Annotated in this window: 20 protein-coding genes; 3 read left to right on the plus strand and 17 right to left on the minus strand. The window is 71.9% G+C overall.

Annotated elements, in window-relative coordinates; genetic code table 11:
• Nucleotides 1-65 precede the first annotated feature (65 nt).
• Entirely contained in the window at nucleotides 66-1538 is a 1473-nt protein-coding gene (locus tag LQ222_RS01680; RefSeq protein ID WP_230164059.1) for a lipase/acyltransferase domain-containing protein, read from the plus strand.
• On the opposite strand, the gene chrA is transcribed toward LQ222_RS01680, so the two are convergent.
• The 12 genes from chrA to LQ222_RS01745 form a co-directional block, all read right to left on the minus strand.
• The gene (gene chrA, locus LQ222_RS01685; RefSeq protein ID WP_230164062.1) at nucleotides 1495-2817 is read right to left on the minus strand and encodes a chromate efflux transporter; all 1323 of its coding nucleotides are present in this window, start codon (nucleotides 2815-2817) and stop codon (nucleotides 1495-1497) included. The two genes, LQ222_RS01680 and chrA, sit on opposite strands and share 44 nt — an antisense overlap.
• Nucleotides 2814-3632: a sulfurtransferase/chromate resistance protein gene (locus LQ222_RS01690; protein ID WP_230164064.1), complete on the minus strand. Its 819-nt coding sequence runs from the start codon at nucleotides 3630-3632 to the stop codon at nucleotides 2814-2816. Before LQ222_RS01690 ends, chrA begins: the two co-directional genes overlap by 4 nt.
• A 148-nt stretch (nucleotides 3633-3780) precedes the next feature.
• Nucleotides 3781-5742, minus strand: a complete 1962-nt coding sequence (locus LQ222_RS26275; RefSeq protein WP_305800001.1) for a methyl-accepting chemotaxis protein — start codon at nucleotides 5740-5742, stop codon at nucleotides 3781-3783.
• A gap of 65 nt (nucleotides 5743-5807) precedes the next feature.
• On the minus strand, nucleotides 5808-7538 hold the full coding sequence (locus LQ222_RS01705) for an L-aspartate oxidase (protein WP_230164066.1): 1731 nt from the start codon (nucleotides 7536-7538) through the stop codon (nucleotides 5808-5810).
• 30 nt (nucleotides 7539-7568) lie between these two features.
• Nucleotides 7569-7784, minus strand: a complete 216-nt coding sequence (locus LQ222_RS01710) for a hypothetical protein (protein WP_230164068.1) — start codon at nucleotides 7782-7784, stop codon at nucleotides 7569-7571.
• Nucleotides 7781-8389 carry a fumarate hydratase C-terminal domain-containing protein gene (locus LQ222_RS01715; RefSeq protein WP_230164069.1) on the minus strand — a complete coding sequence of 203 codons (609 nt, stop codon included), beginning with the start codon at nucleotides 8387-8389 and terminating at the stop codon, nucleotides 7781-7783. The genes LQ222_RS01710 and LQ222_RS01715 overlap by 4 nt, the downstream gene beginning before the upstream one ends.
• Entirely contained in the window at nucleotides 8386-8889 is a 504-nt protein-coding gene (locus LQ222_RS01720) for a GNAT family N-acetyltransferase (RefSeq protein ID WP_230164070.1), read from the minus strand. Before LQ222_RS01720 ends, LQ222_RS01715 begins: the two co-directional genes overlap by 4 nt.
• On the minus strand, nucleotides 8889-9797 hold the full coding sequence (locus LQ222_RS01725; RefSeq protein ID WP_230164071.1) for a fumarate hydratase: 909 nt from the start codon (nucleotides 9795-9797) through the stop codon (nucleotides 8889-8891). Before LQ222_RS01725 ends, LQ222_RS01720 begins: the two co-directional genes overlap by 1 nt.
• Before the next feature lie 15 nt (nucleotides 9798-9812).
• The gene (locus tag LQ222_RS01730) at nucleotides 9813-10544 is read right to left on the minus strand and encodes a sulfite exporter TauE/SafE family protein (RefSeq protein ID WP_230164072.1); all 732 of its coding nucleotides are present in this window, start codon (nucleotides 10542-10544) and stop codon (nucleotides 9813-9815) included.
• The gene (gene sdhC / locus LQ222_RS01735) at nucleotides 10534-10875 is read right to left on the minus strand and encodes a succinate dehydrogenase, cytochrome b556 subunit (protein ID WP_230164073.1); all 342 of its coding nucleotides are present in this window, start codon (nucleotides 10873-10875) and stop codon (nucleotides 10534-10536) included. The genes LQ222_RS01730 and sdhC overlap by 11 nt, the downstream gene beginning before the upstream one ends.
• Entirely contained in the window at nucleotides 10875-11216 is a 342-nt protein-coding gene (locus LQ222_RS01740) for a succinate dehydrogenase (protein WP_230164075.1), read from the minus strand. Before LQ222_RS01740 ends, sdhC begins: the two co-directional genes overlap by 1 nt.
• Nucleotides 11213-12076 (minus strand): succinate dehydrogenase/fumarate reductase iron-sulfur subunit, encoded by an 864-nt coding sequence (locus LQ222_RS01745; protein ID WP_230164077.1) that lies wholly within the window; start codon nucleotides 12074-12076, stop codon nucleotides 11213-11215. The genes LQ222_RS01740 and LQ222_RS01745 overlap by 4 nt, the downstream gene beginning before the upstream one ends.
• A 163-nt stretch (nucleotides 12077-12239) precedes the next feature.
• Here LQ222_RS01745 and LQ222_RS01750 point away from each other — a divergent pair, with 163 nt between their 5' ends.
• Together LQ222_RS01750 and LQ222_RS01755 are read left to right on the plus strand one after the other, a co-directional pair.
• Nucleotides 12240-13868, plus strand: a complete 1629-nt coding sequence (locus LQ222_RS01750) for a thiamine pyrophosphate-binding protein (RefSeq protein WP_230164078.1) — start codon at nucleotides 12240-12242, stop codon at nucleotides 13866-13868.
• 366 nt (nucleotides 13869-14234) lie between these two features.
• Nucleotides 14235-14903: a transglycosylase SLT domain-containing protein gene (locus LQ222_RS01755; protein ID WP_230164079.1), complete on the plus strand. Its 669-nt coding sequence runs from the start codon at nucleotides 14235-14237 to the stop codon at nucleotides 14901-14903.
• Here the strand turns inward: LQ222_RS01755 and LQ222_RS01760 are convergent.
• From LQ222_RS01760 to LQ222_RS01780, 5 genes are all read right to left on the minus strand, one after another.
• Nucleotides 14896-16260, minus strand: a complete 1365-nt coding sequence (locus LQ222_RS01760; protein ID WP_230164080.1) for an adenylosuccinate lyase family protein — start codon at nucleotides 16258-16260, stop codon at nucleotides 14896-14898. The two genes, LQ222_RS01755 and LQ222_RS01760, sit on opposite strands and share 8 nt — an antisense overlap.
• Before the next feature lies 1 nt (nucleotide 16261).
• Nucleotides 16262-17374: an S-(hydroxymethyl)glutathione dehydrogenase/class III alcohol dehydrogenase gene (locus LQ222_RS01765; protein WP_230164081.1), complete on the minus strand. Its 1113-nt coding sequence runs from the start codon at nucleotides 17372-17374 to the stop codon at nucleotides 16262-16264.
• Between the two features lie 67 nt (nucleotides 17375-17441).
• Nucleotides 17442-18764, minus strand: coding sequence for a TRAP transporter large permease (locus LQ222_RS01770; protein WP_230164082.1), 1323 nt, complete (start codon nucleotides 18762-18764; stop codon nucleotides 17442-17444).
• A gap of 25 nt (nucleotides 18765-18789) precedes the next feature.
• Nucleotides 18790-19314 (minus strand): TRAP transporter small permease, encoded by a 525-nt coding sequence (locus LQ222_RS01775; protein WP_230164083.1) that lies wholly within the window; start codon nucleotides 19312-19314, stop codon nucleotides 18790-18792.
• The gene (locus LQ222_RS01780; RefSeq protein ID WP_230164084.1) at nucleotides 19311-20357 is read right to left on the minus strand and encodes a TRAP transporter substrate-binding protein; all 1047 of its coding nucleotides are present in this window, start codon (nucleotides 20355-20357) and stop codon (nucleotides 19311-19313) included. The genes LQ222_RS01775 and LQ222_RS01780 overlap by 4 nt, the downstream gene beginning before the upstream one ends.
• Nucleotides 20358-20414: the final 57 nt, after the last annotated feature.

The raw sequence follows: 20414 nt of genomic DNA on the forward strand, positions 1-20414 counted from the left end.
GGGGCAACCGCCCCTTGGAACCGGGGGAACGTAACGGGGGGTCCCCGACGAGCGAAAGCCGGGACATGAACACCGCATCGCGACGTGCCTTGCTGCTGGGCGCCACCGCAACACTCGCGGCTTGCGCGCGCGAACCGGTGGCCGACCTCGCGCTGCTGTACAACCCGGCGGCACAGAACCACGGCATCGACCGCAACCCGATCATCGTCATCCCGGGCCTGCTCGGCAGCCGCCTGCGCGACCCGGCCTCGGGCCGCATCGTCTGGGGCGCCTTCGACGGCAACGCCGCCGACCCCGGCACCGCCGATGGCGCACGCCTGGTGGCACTGCCCTTCACCGACATGATGAACACGCCGGGCAGCGCGGTCGCGGCGGACGGCGTGCTCGACCGCGTGCGCATCCGCGTGGCCGGCATCCCGATCGCGCTGCAGGCCTATGCCGAGATCCTCAGCACGCTCGGCGTCGGCGGCTATCGCGACGAAGCCCTCGGCCTGGGCGGCCAGGTCAACTACGGCAACGACCACTTCACCTGCTTCCAGTTCGCCTATGACTGGCGCCAGGACAACGTGGTGAACGCCCGCCGCCTGATCGCCTTCATGCGGGAAAAGCGCGCCTTCGTGCAGGGCGAATACGCGCGGCGCTACGGCGTGCGCGACGCGCCGGTGAAGTTCGACATCGTCGCGCATTCCATGGGGGGCATCGTCGCGCGCTACGCCATGATGTATGGCGGCGCCGACCTGCCGGCGAATGGCAGCCTGCCGCCGCTCACCTGGGAAGGGGCGGGCATGATGGGCCGGCTGATCCAGGTGGGCACGCCCAATGGCGGGTCGCTCGACGGCTTCCGCGTGCTGGTCGATGGGCGCGACTTCGGCTCGCCGATCGTGCCGCGCTACAGCCCGGCCATTCTCGGCACCATGCCATCGCTGTACCAGCTGCTGCCGCGCCCGCGCTCGCGCCCGGTTGTGCTGGCGGGCACCGATACGGCGGTCGACACCTACGACCCGGCGCTGTGGCAACGCATGGGGTGGGGCATCGCCAAGCCCGGCATCGATGCCGACCTCGCTCAGCTCATGCCCGACGTGGCCGGCGCCGAGGAACGCCGCCGCATCGCCATCGCGCTGCAGGCGCGGCTGCTGGCCCGCGCGCGCGCCTTCGCCGCCGCCATGGACCGCCCCGCCGCCATCCCGGCGGGCACCGAACTGATGATCGTGGCCGGCGACGCCCTGCCGACCACCGAACGCTACGCCGCCAACCCCGCGACCGGCGCCATCGTGCAAGTGGCGACAGCGCCGGGCGATGGCCTGGTGCTGCGCGATTCCGCCCTGCTTGATGCGCGCCAAGGCCAGGACCCGGCGGCGCGCAGCCCCGGCGTGGTCAGCCCGATGGATTTCCGCCGCGCGCTGTTCCTGCCGCGCGAGCATCTGGAGATCACCCGCGACCCGACCTTCCGCAACAACATCCTGTACTGGCTGCTGGAGGAACCGCGGACCGGCGTCAGGACGGCAGGAACGACAGCGCCAGCCCAGCCGCGGCGCTGATCGCGAGCGTCCGCGCCAGGCCCTGCTTCAGCCCGAACAGCAGCACCGCCGCCAGCACCGCGAGCGCCAGCGCGCTGGGCTGCAGCGTGGACCACACCGGCACGTCGATCGCCGCCGGGCCGACCGGCACGCGGTTCACCTGCGCGAAGACCACGCGCAGCCCGAACCACAGCGCCAGGTTCGCGATCACGCCGACCACCGCCGCCGTGACGCCCGCCAGCGCGCCCTTCAGCCGCGGCTGGTCGTGCATGCGTTCGACGAAGGGCGCGCCCAGGAAGATCCAGGCGAAGCAGGGCGCGAAGGTGACCCACAGCGTGACCAGGCTGGCCGCCACGCCGCCCAGCACGCCATCGGCGCGGTAGCCGGCCAGGAAGCCCACGAATTGCAGCACCAGGATCAGCGGGCCGGGGGTGGTTTCCGCCAGGCCCAGGCCGGCCAGCATCTCGGGCGCGGTCAGCCAGCGGAAATTCTCCACCGCCTCCTGCGCGACATAGGCCAGCACCGCATAGGCGCCGCCGAAGGTGACCACCGCCATCTTCGAGAAGAACCACGCGACATCGCCATAGACGCCCGCACCGAACAGCAGCGCCACCGGCCAGACCCACATCGCCACCGCGATCAGCCCTGCGCGGCGCGCCGCCGGCGCCATGCGCGCGATGCGGTCGGGGTCGGCCGCCAGCGCGGCATCGAGCAGCGCGGGTGGGCCGTCCTTCGCCTTGCCATGGCCCCCGGCGGCGAAGGCGCCCGGCGCGGCATAGCCGACCGCGAGCGCGGCCAGCACCACCAGCGGGAAGGGCAGGTTGAAGACCGCCAGCGCCAGGAAGGCCGCGCCCGCCAACAGCCACGGCGCGCTGCCCTTCAGCGCGCGCTTGGCCACCCGCAGCAGCGCTTCCACCACCAGCACCAGCACCGCGCATTTCAGGCCGAAGAACAGCGCGGCGACGATCGGCACCTCGCCCAGCGTGGCGTAGATGATGGACAGCGCCAGCATCACCGCGGCGCCAGGGATGATGAACAACAGCCCCGCGACCAGCCCGCCGCGCACGCCATGCATCAGCCAGCCGAGGTAGGTCGCGAGCTGCTGCGCCTCCGGCCCCGGCAGCAGCATGCAGAAGTTCAGCGCATGCAGGAACCGCGCGTCGGAGACCCAGTGGCGGTCGTCCACCACCTCGCGGTGCATCACCGCGATCTGCGCGGCCGGCCCGCCAAAGGACAGCAGGCCGACGCGCAGCCACACGCGCACGGCTTCGGCGAAGGTCGGGAAGGCGGGCGTGGTCATGCGGGTTTCCCGGGGGTGGGCCAGTTGTGGGTCTCGTCGGTCGCATCGCGTGCCCAACGATAGAAGGCATCGTACAGTGCGAGCCCGGCATCGAGCTGCACCAGGTCGTCGCGATGCATTCGCGACAGCCCCAGCGAGGCGGCGAGCAGCCCTGCAGCCTCGGGCGCCAGGTCCGCCCGCGCGGTATCCGCCCCGCGGACGATCAGCGCGAGCCGGTCGAGTGCCGGCGTGTGCAGCGTGAATTCATCGAGCATCACGTCGAAGGTGCAGGATCCGCCGCGATGCGACCAGAAGACATCCTCGATGTCGAAGGGTGTCGCGCCGAAGCGATCGGCCACGGCGGCGACTTCCGAAGGGGCGACGAACAGGAACACCGCGGAGGGATCGACGAAGCGGCGGATCAGCCAGGGGCAGGCGATGCGGTCCACCTTCGGCCGCGCGCGTGTCACCCACAGCGTGCGGCCCTGCGTGTCGCGTGGCGGAACATGGGCGGGCTGTACCAGCGGCAGGCCGGCATCGCGCCAGCCCTCGAACCCGCCTTCGAGCGATTCCGCGGCCGCCCCCGCATGGCGCAGCCAGGCCGCGGCACCCTGGCTGAGCTTCAGCCCCTTCTGGCAGACCAGCACGGCGTCGCGCCCGGCGAAGGCGGCGGCCCAGTCGGCGACGTCGCGATGCGACCGCCGGATGCTGCCGGGGATGAAGCGCGGGTCGGCCGCCGCGTCCTCATCCGTGCGGACGTCGATCAGCACGGGGGAGTCGGGCAGCCCGATCCGGCGGACAAGCTGCGGGGCGGTGACGATGGTGGGAGCCGGCATGGGCGTCCTCTCCGTATGCGGGAGTTCTGGACGCGATGCTTCGGCCGAGGCCTCACGGGGTGATCGCGGACATCCCCATGCAGGGTATGTGGCGAAGCGCGTGGGGCAGTGTCAAGCGCGGGCGCGTGGCAATCGCGCCCGCGCCGCTTCAGGCGGCGCGCAGCCGCCCGATCAGGCCGCCCACCGCATCGCGCAACCCATCGCCCTGGGCGCGCACCTGGGCGGCGCCGTCGCTCACCGCGCGGACCGAGGCCAGCGTCTCGCCCATCTCGGTCGCCACCTGGCCGGCCGAGGCCGAGGCGTCGTTGGTGCCCTCGGCCGCCTGCTGCACGGCGCGCGCGATCTCGCGCGTCGCCGCGCCCTGCTGCTCGATCGCGGCGGCGATGGCGGTCGCCACACTGTCCATGCGCTGGATCGTCTCGCCGATGGTCCGCACCGCGGCGACGGAGGCATTGGTCGCGGCCTGCATGGCGGTGATCTGGCTGGCGATCTCCTCGGTGGCGCGGGCGGTCTGGGCGGCCAGGGTCTTGACCTCGCTGGCGACCACGGCGAAGCCCTTGCCGGCCTCGCCGGCGCGCGCCGCCTCGATCGTGGCGTTCAGCGCCAGCAGGTTGGTCTGCCCGGCGATGTCGTTGATCAGCCGCACCACGTCGCCGATCCGCCCGGCGGCCTCGGCCAGCGACTGCACCGTGGCATCGGTGTTGCGCGACTGCTGCGCGGCCTCCCCGGCGACCGACGCGGCCTCGGCGATCTGCCGGCTGATCTCGGCGGTCGAGGCGGCCAGCTCCTCGGTCGCGGCAGCGACCGTCTGCACGTTGCTGGACGCGCGGCTGACGCCCTCGGCGGTCTGCGCGGCGGCGGCGTTCGAGCTTTCGGCGGTGGCGTTGAGGCGCCGCCCGGCATCGGCCAGGCCGCCCGCCGTGCCGGCCAGGCGCTGGGCGATGTCGGACAAGGCGGTCTCGACCTCGCTCGCCATGGCCTGGGTTGCCTGGTGGCGGGCGGTGGCCTCGCGTTCGCGCGCCGCGGCGCGTTCGCCGCGCAGGCGCTCGGCCTCGACCAGGCCTTGCTGGAACACCTCGACCGTGCGGGCCATGGCGCCGATCTCGTCGGTGCGGTCGCGGCCGGGCACGTCGGCAGCCAGCTCGCCCCCGGCCAGCGCCTGCATGCGCGCGGTCAGCCGCGTGACCGGCCGGGCGATCGAGCGCGCCACCAGCAGCCCGAGCAGCACCGCGACCGCCAGCAGCGCCGCGGCGGTGAACAGCACGAAGCGGATCGTCTCCATCCGCGCCGCGCCGATCGCGGCCGTGTCCACCGCCAGTTCGACGACGCCGATGGCATTGCCGCCGGCATCGCGCAGCGGGAAGGACAGCACCGCGAAGTCGCGCTCGCCGATGCGGGCTTCGCTGCGGATGCCCTGCTGGCGCATCGCCTCGGTCCGGGCGGCCGCGGTGGCGAGCTCGGCGCCGGCCGGCAGCGTGCTGCCGACAGGCTCGAAGCCCCGGTCGGTGGCGCGCAGGATGGCGATGTCGGTTCCGGTGGCGCTGCGCAGCCTGGCCAGCACCTCGGCGGAGAAGTTCATCGCGATGTCGACGGTGCCGATCACCCGGCCATCGGCGCGGATCGCCGCCGTGCCGAACAGGCTGACATCGTTCAGGCCGCGCTCCGGGCCGGCATGGGTGCGCCCGGTGCGCATCGCCGCGGGCACGGTATGCCGGCGGGCGGAGACATCGTCGCCATGCTGGTTGGGTTGCCAGACCCGCAGGAAGCTGACGGCCGGCGGCACCTGGATGTTCAGCCGCTTGCTGGCGGCGGTCATGCCGGCCTGCGCGGGTTGCAGCAGCGCCAGCAGCGCGGCGCGGTCCTGCCGGGCCAGGGCTTCGGCGACCGGCGCCATGGCGGCGATCGCCTCGGCGGCGCTGGCGATCTCGCGCGTTTCGGCCTGCAGCGCGGCGTCGAAGGCGTTGCGCGCGGCGCCCAGCGACTGTTCGAGCTGCGCATCGGCGGCCTGCGTGTCCCGCAGCACAACCAGGGCGCCGAAGCCCAGGCAGGCGATCACGGCGATGGCAATGGCGGCAGCGGCGATGCGCGCGCCGATCGACTTCGGAAGCATGACGAATTCCCGGCTCTGCAGGGGTCGCAGCCTGGCCGAGGAAGGTGAAGAAACCGCCTACCTGGTCATTCCGCGGCCAGCAGGCTGCTGCCCGGGCGCAGGCGCGTGAACTGCACCGCCTGCCAGTCCAGCGCGATGGTGCCGCCGCGCAGCGTCACGCGCGTGGCGGCCAGGCCGGCGGCATCGTCGTCGGTCTGCGGGAAATCCTCGCGCCAATGGGCACCGCGCGATTCCTCGCGCGCCTGCGCCGCGGCCACGATCGCGCGGCTGACCAGGAGTTGCGACTTCAGGTTCAGCCAGTCGTGCCAGGTGATGTTGAAGGCGCGGTCGGCACCATCGACGCCGGCGGCGTCGGTCTCCGCCTCCAGCGCATCGAGCCCCGCCGCCGCCACCGCCAGCCCGGGGCCGTCGCGCAGGATGCCCGCCTTGTCCCACATCAGGTCGAGCAGCGCGTCGCGGATCGGGGACAGGTTGCGCGCCGGCTTCGCGAAGGGCGCCTGGATGCCCGCGATGGCTTCGTCCAGCGCGGCCGCGTCCGGTTCCTCGAAGCTGCCCTGCTTCGGCACCCAGGTGCCCATCGTGTCCCCGGCGATGCCGCCGAACACCGTGGAATTCGCGACACCATTGCCGCCGAGGCGGTTCGCGCCATGCACGCCCCCGGTATCCTCCCCGGCGGCGAACAGCCCGGGCAGGTCGGTGGCGCCATCGGCGCGGAACACCACGCCGCCCATCATGTAATGCGCGGTCGGCACCACCGGCACACGCCCGCCGGCCAGGTCGAAGCCGACATCGGCGCAGCGTTCCACCATGCCCTTGAACTCGCGCGCCACGCGGTCGGGACCCAGGTGCTTCATCTCGATCCACAGCCCGCCCTCGGCGTTCACGTTGCCGGCCAGGATCTCGCGCTGCATGGACCGGCTGACGATGTCGCGCGTCGCGCGTTCGCCGCGGCTGTCGTACTTGTGCATGAAGCGCTGCCCGTCGCCGCCGAGCAGGTAGCCGCCCGCGCCGCGCAGCCCTTCCTCGATGATGGTGCCGGTCAGCCGCGTGCCGGGGCCCGCCAGCACGCCGGTCGGGTGGAACTGCACCATCTCCATGTCGCGCAGGGGCAGGCCCGCGCGCAGCGCCATCGCCATGCCGTCGCAGGCCTTGTCGCCCGAGGGCGTGTGGTACTTGTACATGGTCGGCCCGCCGCCGGTGCCCAGCAGCACGGCGCGCGCCTGCACGAAGACCAGGCCGCCGCCGCGCATGTCGATGAGCAGCACGCCCGACAGGCGCGACCCGTCGGCCGTGGGGATCAGCGCCACCGCGCGATGTTCCTCCATGCGGTTGATCCCGCGCGCCCAGACCTGTTCGGCCAGGCGGTTGACGATCTCGATGCCCGTCAGGTCGCCCTTGTGCACCGTGCGATCGAAGGTCTGCCCGGCGAAGGCCTTCTGGTGGATGGTGCCGTCCGGGTTGCGGTCGAAGAAGCAGCCCCAGCGGTTCTCGAGTTCGCGGATGCGCCGCTGCGCGCCGACCACCAGCGTCCAGGCCAGGTCCTGGTCGTTCAGCCACTTGCCGCCATCGAGCGTGTCCATGAAGTGACGCTCGGCGGAATCCCCCGCGGCGATCGCAACATTGTAGCCGCCCTGCACCATGCGGGTGCAGCCGCATTTGCCCAGCAGGCCCTTCACCGCGATGGTCACGTCGAGATCCGGCGCGGCATCCTTCGCATGCAGCGCGGCGAGCAGCCCGGCGCCGCCCGCGCCCAGCACCAGGATGTCGGTGCGGCGGCGTGCGATGGTGTCACGCATGCGGGCCGTGCCTTCGCGGCGCTGCGCCGATCATCGCGGCCCGCGCGGGCTGGCGGGCACGCCGCAATTGCAGTCCTCGGCGGGGGCGGATTGCAGGCGCGGCTCGGGCACCGGCACGTCGCGCTGGTCGGTGCCATAGGCGCGGCCGACCACCAGCAGCAGCGCGAACTGCCCGAATGGCGGCGGGATCACCTGGCCCAGCAACAGCAGCGGCAGCAGGATCATGGGGGCGATGATCGCCGTCATGCGGCCCCCAGCTTCTCGAGCACGGCCTGGCGCCGCCGCGCCGCTTCCGCATTGACGGTCTCGTAGAGGCTGCCGCCATGGCTGTCCATCGCGACCAGCAGCGGCCCGAAGCCCCTGACGCGGAACTTGTAGAGCGACTCAGGATTGAGGTCGTCGAGGTCGACATCCTCCACCGCCTCGATCCAGGTGGTCTCCAGCGCCGCCGCGCCGCCGACCACCGCCAGGTACACGCCGCCGATGTCGCGGAAGGCCTCCAGCGAGCCCTCGCGCAGCCCGCCCTTGCCGATGATGATGCGAACCCCCTCGCGTTCCATCAGCGGGCGCGTGAAGCGTTCCATGCGGTCGGAGGTGGTGGTGCCGACGCACACCGCCTCATACCCCGAATGGTTGGTGCCGGATCGCTCCACCTTCCGCAGGTTCGGCGCGGTATGGATCACCGCATGGCCGCGCAGGTCGAAGGTGGTCCGCCGGCCGTGGTCGAACATGTGGATCTGCGTGGCGTCGCGGATGCCGAAGACCAGGTTCTCCAGCGTCACGGTGTCGCCGATGCGCAAGGCGCGCACCTGCGCCTCGGTGATCGGCATGGGCAGGGTGTGGTGGGTCATGGCGTGTCCCTCGGCGCCGGCCAGTCCCCCGCGCCGGCGGCGGCCAGCGCGGTATCGGCCAGACGATAGAAGATCTTGTCCGCCGGCGCGACGCCGAGCCCGGCATAGAAGCCGCGCGCCCGCGCATTGCCGCCATCGGTGGTCCAGTCCACGCGCGAATAGCCGCGATCCGTGGCGAAGCGCATCGCCGCCCTCATCAGCGCGCGCGCCGCGCCGGACCCGCGCGCGGCCTCGGCCACGAAGATGTCCTTCAGCAGCAGGCCCCAGGTGAAGTCGAAGGCGGGGAAGAAGCCGGACAGGGACACGAGGCCGGCGGGGTCGCCGCCGCGTCGCGCCAGCAGGCAGAAGGGGCCGGCGCGCCCGGCCGGCGTGGTCAGCGCCTCGGCGGCGCCGGCCAGCGTGGTCGCGTCGCGGCGTTCGGCATAGAAGCCGGCCATCTCCGCCAGCAGCGCGACCAGCGCCGGGCGGTCGGCGGGCGTCGCCTCGGCCACCACGAGCATCAGAAGCCGATCGCCACGCCATCCGGCGTGAAGGTCGCACTCGCGCGGCGCGCCGAATGGCACTGGATGTTCACCGCCACCGGATTCATCGTGATGTGCGTCGCGGCGGTTTCCACATGCACGGCGAAGGCGGTGGAATCGCCGCCCAGGCCCTGCGGGCCGATGCCGAGGCTGTTCACGGCCTCGGACAGTTCCGCCTCCAGCTTCGCGCCCTCGGCATCCGCGCAGCGCGATCCCAGCGGGCGCGTCGCCGCAATCTTGGCCAGGTGCATGCACAGGTCGGAGGTGCCGCCGATGCCCACGCCCACGATGGTCGGCGGGCAGACTTTTCCCCCCGCCTGGATCACCCGGTCCACCACGAAGCGTTTCACCGCCGCAACCCCATCGGCCGGGATCAGCATCTGCAGGAAGGACCCGTTCTCGGACCCGCTGCCCTTCGGGATCATCTCGATGCGGAGTTCGCGTTCGACATCGGTGAAGTCGATGTTGATGACGGGCACGCGCTCGCCGCACGACGTGTGCTCGTTCCGGCGGGTGATGGGATGCACCACCGAGGACCGCAGCGGGTGTTCGCGCGTGGCCCGCGCCGTGCCGCGCGCGATCGCCGCCTTCAGCGCCCAGCCATCGACCTGGACGTTTCGCCCGACCAGCACATTGAAGATCGGGATGCCGGTGTCCTGGCAGAGCAGGTTGTCCATGCGCTCCGCCACGCCGATGTTCTCGATCATGGTCGCGAGGATGGTGCGCGCGGTGCCGTCGGTCTCGCTGGCATCGAGCCGCGCGAAGCCCGCCTTGATGTCGTCGGGCAATATCTTGCAGGCGCGGATGTACAGCAGCTTCGCCGCTTCCTCGATCGCGTCCGGTTCGACGCGCAGGGGTTCTACCCCGGGCTTCGTCATCAGCGTCATGGCGGACCCTCCCGTTCAGACCAGCAGCGAGATGCCGGACACCAGCAGCAGCACCAGCAATACCACGCGGAACCCCTGCGCCGGCAGCCTCACATAGGCGCGCAGCCCGATCCAGGTGCCGACCACCAAAGCGGGCGTCGCCGCCGCGGTCAGCACCAGCGCCTCGGTCGTGAAGAAGCCGGCGAAGGCCAGGCCGACCGCGGTGATCGCCTGCATCGCCACGATGAAGGGCTGCATGAAGGCGCGCGCGCGGTCCTTCGGCCAGCCCTGGATATCGGCCCACATCGCCGGCAGCGCGCCGACGAAGCCGCCCACCCCGCCCAGGATGCCGCTGAGGAACCCCACCACGCCATCGGCCGCGCGCCCGCCACCCACGGCCGGCGGCGCGAGGCGCAGCGCGATGCGCGACAGCATGTAGCCGGCATAGACCACCAGCAGCAGCCCGACCCCCGCGACGATCATCGGCGCCGGCCCCTTCGCCAGCACCAGCAGCCCGACCGGCAGGCCGAGCACCGCCACGCCCAGGAAGAAGCGCAGCCTTGGCCAGTCGATGTGCTTCCACAGCGCGGGCAGCGCCATGGACTGCGCCATCAGGCTGCCCAGCACCAGCACCGGCGCGGTGATGGCGGGCGGCACCACATGCAGCAGGATGCCCGCCGCCACCAGCACGAAGGCGAACCCCGCCATCCCCGCGCAGAAGGCGGCGACGAAGCACGCCCCGGCCACCAGCGCGGCCTCAGACCACATTGAGCAGGAACAACAGGCCGACCAGCAGCGCGACCCCGGCGGAGGCCGCCACCATGTCCTTCTGCCGCCGCCGCCAGCCGAGGAATTCCAGCGCCATCACGCGCAGCCCGCCGGCCAGGTGCGCGGCCAGCAGCACCACCAGCACCGTCTCGGCGGCCTTGACCAGCGGGTTGTCGGCCCAGCGCAGGAAGCCGTCGAGCCGTGCCTCGCCGCTGATCGCGCTGCCCAGCGCCCAGAAATGCAGCGGCAGGAACAGCGCGAGCAGCAGGCCCGAGACGCGGTGCACCACGAAGGCCAGGTAGGTCGGGTGGGATCGCGGCCGCAGGTCCATCACGCATAAAGCCCGAGCGCCGCGCGGATGCCGAAGCCGGCCGTCACCAGCCCGGCCGCCAGCCACGCCAGATCGGCGCCGCGCCCGCGCAGGCCGATCGTCTCGGCGGCGATGTTGCGCAGCCCGATCGCGCCATGCAGCCCGGCCGCCAGCGCGAAGACCACGTAGAAGGCCAGCCAGGCCTCGTTGCCCTGGGTGCGGTCCAGGATCTCGCGCGCCGACAGCCCGCCGCGCACCGCGGTCACGATGGTGACCAGGTGCACGACCACCGCGATGCCGAGCAGCATCGCCGTGACGCGCTGCACCACCCACAGATGCGTCTGCCCGCGCGCGCCGCTCACCGCCGCCCCAGCAGCGCGTCCCAGAACAACGTCCGCTTCAGCCCGGCAATCGCCGAGGACGGGTCGAGGTTCTTCGGGCAGCGTTCCGTGCAGGATTGCGTGGAATGGCAGGAATGGCAGCCGGCATCGCCCGCCACCGCGTCCAGGCGTTCCGCACGCGCCCCGTCGCGCACGTCGTTCACCAGCGTCCAGGCGCGGTTCATCGCCGCCGGGCCGAGGTAGTCGGCATTCCACGCCACCACGTCGCAACTGGCGTAGCAGACCGCGCAGCCGATGCATTCGATGCCGGCATCGGCCTCGCGCCGCGCCTTGCTCGCCGGCGGCACCACCGCGAAATCCTCGGGCACGTCGTTGACGAGCGCGCCTTCCGGCACGTCGTTGATGAGCGCGCCTTCCGGCACGACGTTGCCGAGCGTGCCTTCCGGCACGAAGTTGACGAGCGCGCCTTCGGGCACGACGTTGACGAGCGCGCCTTCCGGCACGACGCCATCCGCCGCATCCCTCGGCTGAAACGTCCCGCGCGCGCGCTGCCACTTGTCGAAGAAGGGCGTGAGGTCGGCGGCCAGGTCGCGGATCACCGGCAGGTTCGCCAGCGGGCGCAATTCCAGCGCGCCGTCTTCGCCCACCACGCGCTTCACATGCGTCCGGCAGGTCCAGCGCGCGCGCCCGTTCACCGTCATGGCGCAGGACCCGCACATGCCGACGCGGCAGGCGAAGCGATAGGCCAGCGACGGGTCGATCTCGCGCTGGATATGCGTGACCACGTCCAGCACGGTCTGGTTGGTGCCCGCCGGCACCTCGTAGCGCCGGAACGCATCGCCGCGCCACACGCTGACCTTCAGGCTGGCCGGCTCGGCCATGCGGTTCTCCCCTCGTGTCCCGCCCGCGAGGTCGCCGTTCCATCGGCCACCGCGGCGAACCGGCGGGCCACGCCATGGCAGGACTTGCCGCGAGACTACCGGCGCTGGACAGCCTGTCCAGCCCGTGGCGTCCTGCGCGCGACCATCGAACGGGAGGAACATCATGGCCGAGACGATCCGCGGCGCGGACATCCTTGTGCAGGCGCTGAAGGTCGCGGGCGTCAGCCGCATCTTCAGCCTGTCGGGCAACCACATCATGCCGGTCTACGACGCGCTGGTCGGCTCGGGCATCGAGATCATCCACGTCCGCCACGAGGCCGCCGCGGTCCACATGGCCGATGCCTGGGCGCGGCTGACCGGAGAATGCGGCGTGGCGCTGGTCACCGGCGGGCAGGGGCATTCCAACGCGGTCGCCGCGCTGCCCACCGCCATGGCGGGCGAGGTGCCGGTGCTGCTGCTCTCGGGCCATGCGCCGCTGGGCGAACTCGGCCTCGGCGCCTTCCAGGAACTGGAGCAGGCGCGCATGGCGGAACCGGTCTGCAAGAAGGCCTTCACCGCGTCGTCACCCGAGGCGCTGGCGGGCGAGGTCGCCTCCGCGATCCGCCTGGCGCGGTCGGGGCGCCCGGGGCCGGTGCATCTGTCGCTGCCGACCGACGTGCTGGATGCGCGCGTCGCGCCGCCCACCCTGCGCGGGCCGGCCGCCTATGCGCCCGCGCCCATGCCGCTGTCGGCCGACAGCGCGGCGGCGATCGCGCGCGTGATCGCGGGCGCGCAACGCCCGGTGCTGGTCGCGCCGCCGGCGCTGTGCACGCCCACCGGGCGCGATGCCATCGCGGCCCTGTCCGCCGCCGCGGGCCTGCCGGTCGTGGCGATGGAGAGCCCGCGCGGGCTTGGCGACCCGTCGCTCGGCGCCTTCGCGCAGGTGCTGGCGGAAGCCGACCTGGTGGTGCTGGTCGGCAAGGCGCTGGACTTCACGCTGCGCTTCGGTCGCGCGCCGGGCATCGCGGCGTCCGCCCGCTTCGTGGTGATCGACCCGGAGCCGGAGGTGCTGGCCCGCGCCGTCCGCAGCCTGGGCGATCGCGTCGCGCTCGCCGCCATGGCCGGCGCGGCGGAGGCGGTCGCCGCGCTGACGCCGGCGGTGGCGGCGCATGGCAATGCGGCCTGGTCGCAGCGCCTCGGCCAGGCCATCGCCTTCCGCCCGGCCGGCTGGGCGGCGCTGGCCGGCACGCCGCCGGGCCCGATCCATCCCGCCACGCTGTTCCATGCGCTGCGCCCGTTCATCGCCGCGCCCGACAGCGTGCTGGTGGTCGATGGCGGCGAGATCGGGCAATGGGCGCAGGCGACATTGTCGGCGCCGGCGCGGATCATCAACGGCGTGGCGGGCGCGATCGGCGCCGCGCTGCCCTTCGCGCTGGCGGCGCGTGCGGCGCGGCCCGATGCACGCATCCTCTGCGTGCTGGGCGATGGCACCTTCGGCTTCCACATGGCCGAATTCGACACCGCGCATCGTCACGGCCTGCCCTTCGTCGCGGTGGTCGGCAACGACGCGAAGTGGAATGCGGAACACCAGATCCAGCTGCGCGACTACGGCGCCCAACGCGCCCATGGCTGCGAACTGGCGCCGGGCACGCGCTACGACCTGGTGGTGGCCGCACTCGGCGGCCATGGCGAATTCGTCACCGAGGCCAGCGAGATCGCCCCGGCGGTGGAGCGCGCCTTCGCCTCCGGCAAGCCGGCCTGCGTCAATGTGCTGATCGATGGCCAGGCTGCCCCCACGGTCCGGATGGGCTGACGCACAGCGTAAGATGGCCCGGCCGGCCCGGCAGGAACACCTCGCCGGCTGCCGGGCCTTCGGATCACAATTAGTTAACTTTGTAGTATTCGACGACAAGACAGGCCAGAAGGATGCGCGGAGACGAAGTCATATTATTGAATTTTGACTTTGCCGCATTCCTGCCTCATTGTGTCTCTTGGCATTGTGCTGCGCCTCTTGTGGTTCACGGCATTTGATCTTTCGGCAGGACTGTGATGTCTGGGCGCCATGACGACCGCGAATGGATCGTCGGCACCCCCCTGCCGACGACATGTTGCGGCACCCGCGCGCGCGATGCCGCGGGTCGCCCGACGCTCCGGGACCCGGCTCCGCCGGATCTGGGCCATGGCAGGCCGGCGACGACGGCGGCTCCTGTCGCCGCTGTTCGCCTCCGTGCTGGTCGGCGCCATGGCGCTGTCGACCGTGGCCTGCGCGCAGCACGAACCGCTCGAGGGCCTCGTCCTCGCGGCGCCGGCCGTGCGCGACACCTCCCCGCGCGGCTCCTGCCTGGAGGCCGCGCGCGACGCCGAGCGCAAGCACGGCCTGCCCGAAGGCCTGCTGGTCGGCATCGCGCTCAATGAAAGCGGTCTGCACGCCCATGCGCTGAGCATCGGCGGCCGCGCCTTCTACCCCGAGACGCGCGAGGAAGCGGCGCGGCTGATGCGCGCCGCCGGCGGTCGCGCCATGGCCGGCTGCGTGCAGGTGCATACCGGCGTGCATGCGCGCGGCGGGCAGGACTGGCCGCTCGACCCCTGGCGCGCCACCGACTGGGCCGCGGGCTACCTGCGCCAGCACTACGACACCTATGGCGACTGGGGCCTGGCCGTGGTGCGCTGGCATGGCGGGTCGCCGCGGCAGATGACGCGCCTGGTCTGCCGCGTGCGCAGCAAGATCGACGTGGTCGCCCCCGACAGCGCCCTTTTCACGGAACGCTGCCGCGGCACGAGCGCCCAGATGGCGGCCTTCCGCCGCAACGGCGCCGCCCTGCTGGAACTGGCCGAGGCGGCTAACTGAGCCCCATGCCGGCCGCGCGCGCCAACACGCGGTCGGTGAAGGCGCCGGCGGAACCGAGGTAGCCCGCCGGGTCGGTCATGCGCGCGATGGCCGCGGCATCCAGCTTGCCGGCCAGGCGCGGGTCGGCCAGCAGCGCGGCGGTCAGGCTGCCGCCGCTCTCGCGCACCGTGTCGCAGGCGTCGTTCACCACATGGTGGGCGTCCATCCGCCCGAGCACGGGCGCGAGGCCCATCATCACCGCCTCGCTGACGATCAGCCCGCCGGTGGCATCGAGGTTCGCGCGCATCCGCGGCGCATCCGCCACCAGCCCCTCGGCGATGAACCGCGCCTGGGACAGCGCGCCATGGCCCAGCAGGAAGGCCTGCGGCAGTGCCAGCAGTTCCGCCTGCCAGGGTCCGGTGCCGCGCTCCAAATCCTGCGCCATGGCGCCGAGCATCTGCGGCACCAGCGCATGAACGCCGCGCGACTGGCTCAGCACGTATTCGCAGGCGATCGGGTTGCGCTTCTGCGGCATGGTCGACGACCCGCCGCGGCCGAAGACATGCGGCTCGCTCACCTCGCCATATTCGGTCTGCGACATCAGCATGACGTCGGTCGCGATCTTGGACAGGGTCCCGCACAGGATGCCGAGCCAGCAGACCGCCTCGTTCAGCCCGTCGCGCGCGACATGCCAGGGGATGTCGGCCTCGGCCAAATCCAGTTCCACCGCCAGTTCGCGCGAGACATCCAGCCCTTGCGCGCCGAGCGAGGCCAGCGTCCCCGCCGCACCGCCGAAGGACAGGCGCAGCGCCCGTTCGCGCACGCGGGGCAGGGCGTCGAGCGAGGCCAGCAGCGGCGACAGCCACACCGCGACCTTGTAGCCGAAGGTCACCGGCAGCGCGTGCTGGAGGTGCGTGCGCCCGGCCATCACCGTGCCCCGGTGCGCGGCCGCCATGCGCGCCAGCGCGGCGCAGGTCGCGCGCAGGTCGGATTCGATCAGCGCCAGGCCGTCGCGGAGCTGCAGCACCACCGCCGTGTCCATGATGTCCTGCGTGGTGGCACCCCAATGCGTCCAGCGCCCGGCATCGGGGCCGGCCAGCGCGGTGAGCTGCTTGACCAGCGCCACCACCGGATAGCCGGTGTTGCGCGTCGCCGCCGCCATGGCCGCGCGATCCAGTCGCGACGCATCCGACGCCGCTTCGGTGATGACGGAAGCGGCCTCGGCGGGAATGATCGACAGCCGCGCCTGCGCGCGCGCCAGCGCGGCCTCCACATCCAGCATGCGTTGCAGGAAGGCGTCCTCGCCCATCGCCGCGCGCATCGCATCGGTGCCATAGAGCGCGCCGAGCACGGCGCCGTCGGCGGGGTTCACGGGCATCTCAGTACACCACCACCGACCGGATCGACGTCCCCTCATGCATCAGGTCGAAGGCCGTGTTGATCTCATCGAGCGGCATGGTGTGGGTGATCAGGCTGTCGATCTCGATCTTGCCTTCCATGTACCAGTCCACGATGCGCGGCACGTCGGTGCGCCCGCGCGCGCCGCCGAAGGCCGTGCCGCGCCAGTTGCGCCCGGTCACCAGCTGGAAGGGGCGCGTGCTGATCTCCTGGCCGCTGGCGGCGACGCCGATGATGATGCTCTCGCCCCAGCCGCGATGCGTGCATTCCAGCGCCTGGCGCATCAGGTTCACATTGCCCACGCATTCGAAGGAGAAATCCGCGCCGCCGCCGGTCAGGTCGACGATCGCCTGCACCACCTTGTCGCGGCCGATCGCATCCGGGTTCACGAAGTCGGTCATGCCGAACTTGCGCGCCATCTCCTCGCGCGCCGGGTTGATGTCCACGCCGATGATCTTGTCGGCGCCCACCATCCGCGCCGCCTGCAGCACGTTCAGCCCGATCCCGCCGAGCCCGAACACCGCGACATTGGCCCCCGGCCAGACCTTCGCGGTGTTGATGACGGCGCCGATGCCGGTGGTCACGCCGCAGCCGATGTAGCAGATCTTGTCGAAGGGCGCGTCCGGCCGGACCTTCGCCAGCGCGATCTCGGGCAGCACGGTGAAGTTCGCGAAGGTGCTGCAGCCCATGTAGTGGAACACGGTTCCCTGGTCGCAGGAAAAACGACTGCTCCCATCCGGCATCACGCCCTTGCCCTGCGTCGCGCGGATCGCGGTGCACAGGTTGGACCGCTGCGACAGGCAGGTTTTGCACTGCCGGCATTCCGGCGTGTAGAGCGGGATCACATGGTCGCCGGGCTTCAGCGTGGTCACGCCGGCACCGACCTCGCGCACGATGCCGGCACCCTCATGGCCCAGGATGGCGGGGAAGATCCCCTCCGGGTCGGCACCCGACAGCGTATAGGCGTCGGTGTGGCACACGCCGGTCGCCATCACCTCCACCAGCACCTCGCCGGGCTTCGGCCCGCCGATCTCGATGGTCTCGATGGTCAGCGGGGCACCGGCTTTCCAGGCGACGGCGGCGCGGGTCTTCATGGGGCGGGCGACTCCGTGTGTGTGGCCGGAGGATGATACCGCCGCGCCGCCCCGCGCAACCCGCCGCTCAGCTCAATGCCCGCACCATCGCCAGCGACAGCCACGGGAAGGCCACGCACAGCCCGAGCCGCACCACATCGGTCAGCAGATACGGCAGCACGCCGCGATAGATCGCCCCGATCGGCACATCCCGCGCCAACCCCGACACCACGAACACGTTCAGCCCGATCGGCGGCGCCGCGAGCCCGATGCCCACCACGCACAATACCAGGATGCCGAACCAGATCGCCGTTTCCTCGGTGGTCAGGCCGAAATCCAGCGCGGTGATCACCGGGAAGAACACCGGCAGGGTCAGCAGCATCATCGCCAATTCGTCCATCACGGCGCCGAGCACGATGTAGACCGCGAGGAACGCGATCAGCACGCCATAGGGCGGGAAGCCCTGCTCGCTGACCCAGACCGCCAGCAGGTCGGGCGCCTGCGACAGTGCCAGGAAGGCGTTGAACACCTCCGCCCCCAGCAGGATCGCGAAGATCATCGCGGTGGTCTCCGCGGTCGCCTTCAGCGCATCGACCACCTGGCGCCCGCCCAGCGTGCGGCGCGCCAGGCCGACCAGCAGCGTGGCGGCGCAGCCCACCGCGGCACTCTCGGTGGGCGTGAACACCCCGCCATAGATGCCGCCCACCACCACCACCGCGATCAGCATGACCGGGATGACATTGCGCAGCGCCGCGCGGCGTTCGTCGGGCGCCACGCGCGGCCCGGCCGGGCACAGGGCAGGGCGCAGCCGGACCATCACCGCGATGGCCAGGATGTAGAAGCCGGTCGCCATCAGCCCGGGGATCAGCGCGGCCATGAACAGCCGTGCGATGTTCTGCTCGGTGCTGATGGCATAGACCACCAGGATCACCGAGGGCGGGATCAGGATGCCGAGCACGCCGCCCACCGCGATGGTGCCGGCCGCGAATCCCGGCAGCGTGCCGTAGCGGCGCAGTTCCGGCAGCGCGGCGCGCCCCATCGTGGCCGTGGTCGCGACGGATGACCCGCACACCGCGCCGAACCCCGCGCAGGCGCCGATCACGCCCATCGCCAGCCCGCCGCGCTTGTGGCCCACCAGCGCATTCGCCGCCACGAACAGGTCGCGCGCCAGCCCGCCGCGTTCGGCCAGCGCGCCCATCAGGATGAACAGCGGGATGACCGACAGCGTGTAGTTGGCGAACAGGAAGAACGGCGTGGTCTTGAGATACGCCAGCAGCCGCGTCGCATCGACGATATGCACATACCCCGCGCAGCCCACCACCAGCATCGCCAGGCCGATCGGGCAGCGCAGCGCCATCAGCAGCAGCAGCGCGCCGAAGCCGGCGCCGGCCAGGACGAATTCCTCGGCCATCAGCCGCGCCTGCGCGCGAGCGCCATCAGCCGCGCCCCCGGGCCAGGCGACGCACCCAGTACAGCGCCGCCAGCCCGGTCGCCGCGAAACACGCCGCGCCCAGGCCGATCGCCCACCAGATCGGCACCGCCAGCAGGCCGATGGTGGTGGTGTGGCTGTGCAGCGCCTCGCTCGCACCCACCGCCATGCGTTCCGCCAGCACCAGCGCGACCACGCCCCAGACCAGGTTCCAGAAGGCGTCGATCGCCTGGTTCACGCGCCGTGGCAGCCAGGCGGTGAAGCTGTCCACGAAGATGTTGGCGCGCATCATCGTGCCCTGCGCCAGGAAGCCCAGCACCGCGAGGCCGCCGCCGATCTGCACCAGCTCGATGTCGCCCTTCACCGGCTGGCCGGCCACCCAGCGCAGCACCACGGAGATGCTGACCAGGAAGGCCACGCCCAGCAGCACCGCACCGCCCGCGACGGCGAAGCCGGTGGCCAGCCACGCGACGGGGCCGCGCGGTGCGCCCGGCGCTGCCGGGACGGCGCCGGCCGCCCCCGCCCCCGTCACGCCACGCCCTGGCCGTGGCGGGCGACCAGCGCGCGGGTTTCCTCGACCAGCGCGGCGCCGTCGATGTTGCGCTCGCGCATGGCGGCGACCCAGGCGGTGGTCACCGGCGCGGTGGCGGCGACCCAGCGCGCCTTTTCCTCGGCGCTGATCTCGCTGATGGTGTTGCCGCGGCGGCGGACCATCTCCTCGACGATCGGGCCCTGGTCGTCCCAGACCTTCGCCGCCATCTCGGCGGCCACCGCACCCGAATTGGCATCCAGCACGCGCTTCAATTCCGTCGCCAGCCCGTCATGGCGCGCCTTGTTCATCGCCAGGATGAAGGACGCTGAATAGAAGGTCGGCGTGCCCGGGATGCCGACATGGTTGCGCACCATCTCGTGGATGCGGATGGCGGGCACCACTTCCCACGGCACCACGGCGCCGTCGATGACACCCTGGGACAGCGCCTCGGGCACCTGGGGGACCGGCAGGCCGATCGCGGTGGCACCCAGCGCCTTCAGCGCCTCGCCGGCCTGGCGCGTGGGGAAGCGCAGCTTCAGGCCGCGCATGTCGTCCATGGACTTCACCTCGCGCCGCGCATGGATCAGGCCGCCATCATGCGCCCAGGCGGTGATGATGTGCGTCTCGGCGAAGTCCGGGCGCATGTGGCGGTCGAACAGCTCCCAGCAGACCTTCGCGTTCACGCTGGCGCGCTTGTGCGCGATGAAGGGCAGCTCGATCACCTCGATGCGCGGGAAGCGGCCGGGCGTATTGCCGGGCAGCGTCCAGATGATGTCCGCGACACCGTCGCGCGCCTGGTCGTACAGCTGTGGCGGCGCGCCACCCAGTTGCATGGACGGGAAGATCTGGATGCGCAGGCGGCCGCCGGATTCGTCGCGGATCTTGTTCGCCCAGGGCACCAGGAAATGCCGGTGCACGTTGGAGACCGCCGGCAGGAAGTGGTGCAGCCGCAGCGTCACTTCCTGCGCCGCGGCGCGGCGGGGCAAGGCCAGCGCGGGCGCAGCGAAGGCGGCGCCGGTCAGCAGCAGGCGGCGGTGCAGCATCGGTTCGTTTCCCCTGGGTGAAGCCTTCCGGGCATGAGGCCCCCGGTTCACGCCGGT

This window comes from Roseomonas sp. CECT 9278, assembly GCF_918698155.1.
Classification (GTDB): domain Bacteria; phylum Pseudomonadota; class Alphaproteobacteria; order Acetobacterales; family Acetobacteraceae; genus Neoroseomonas.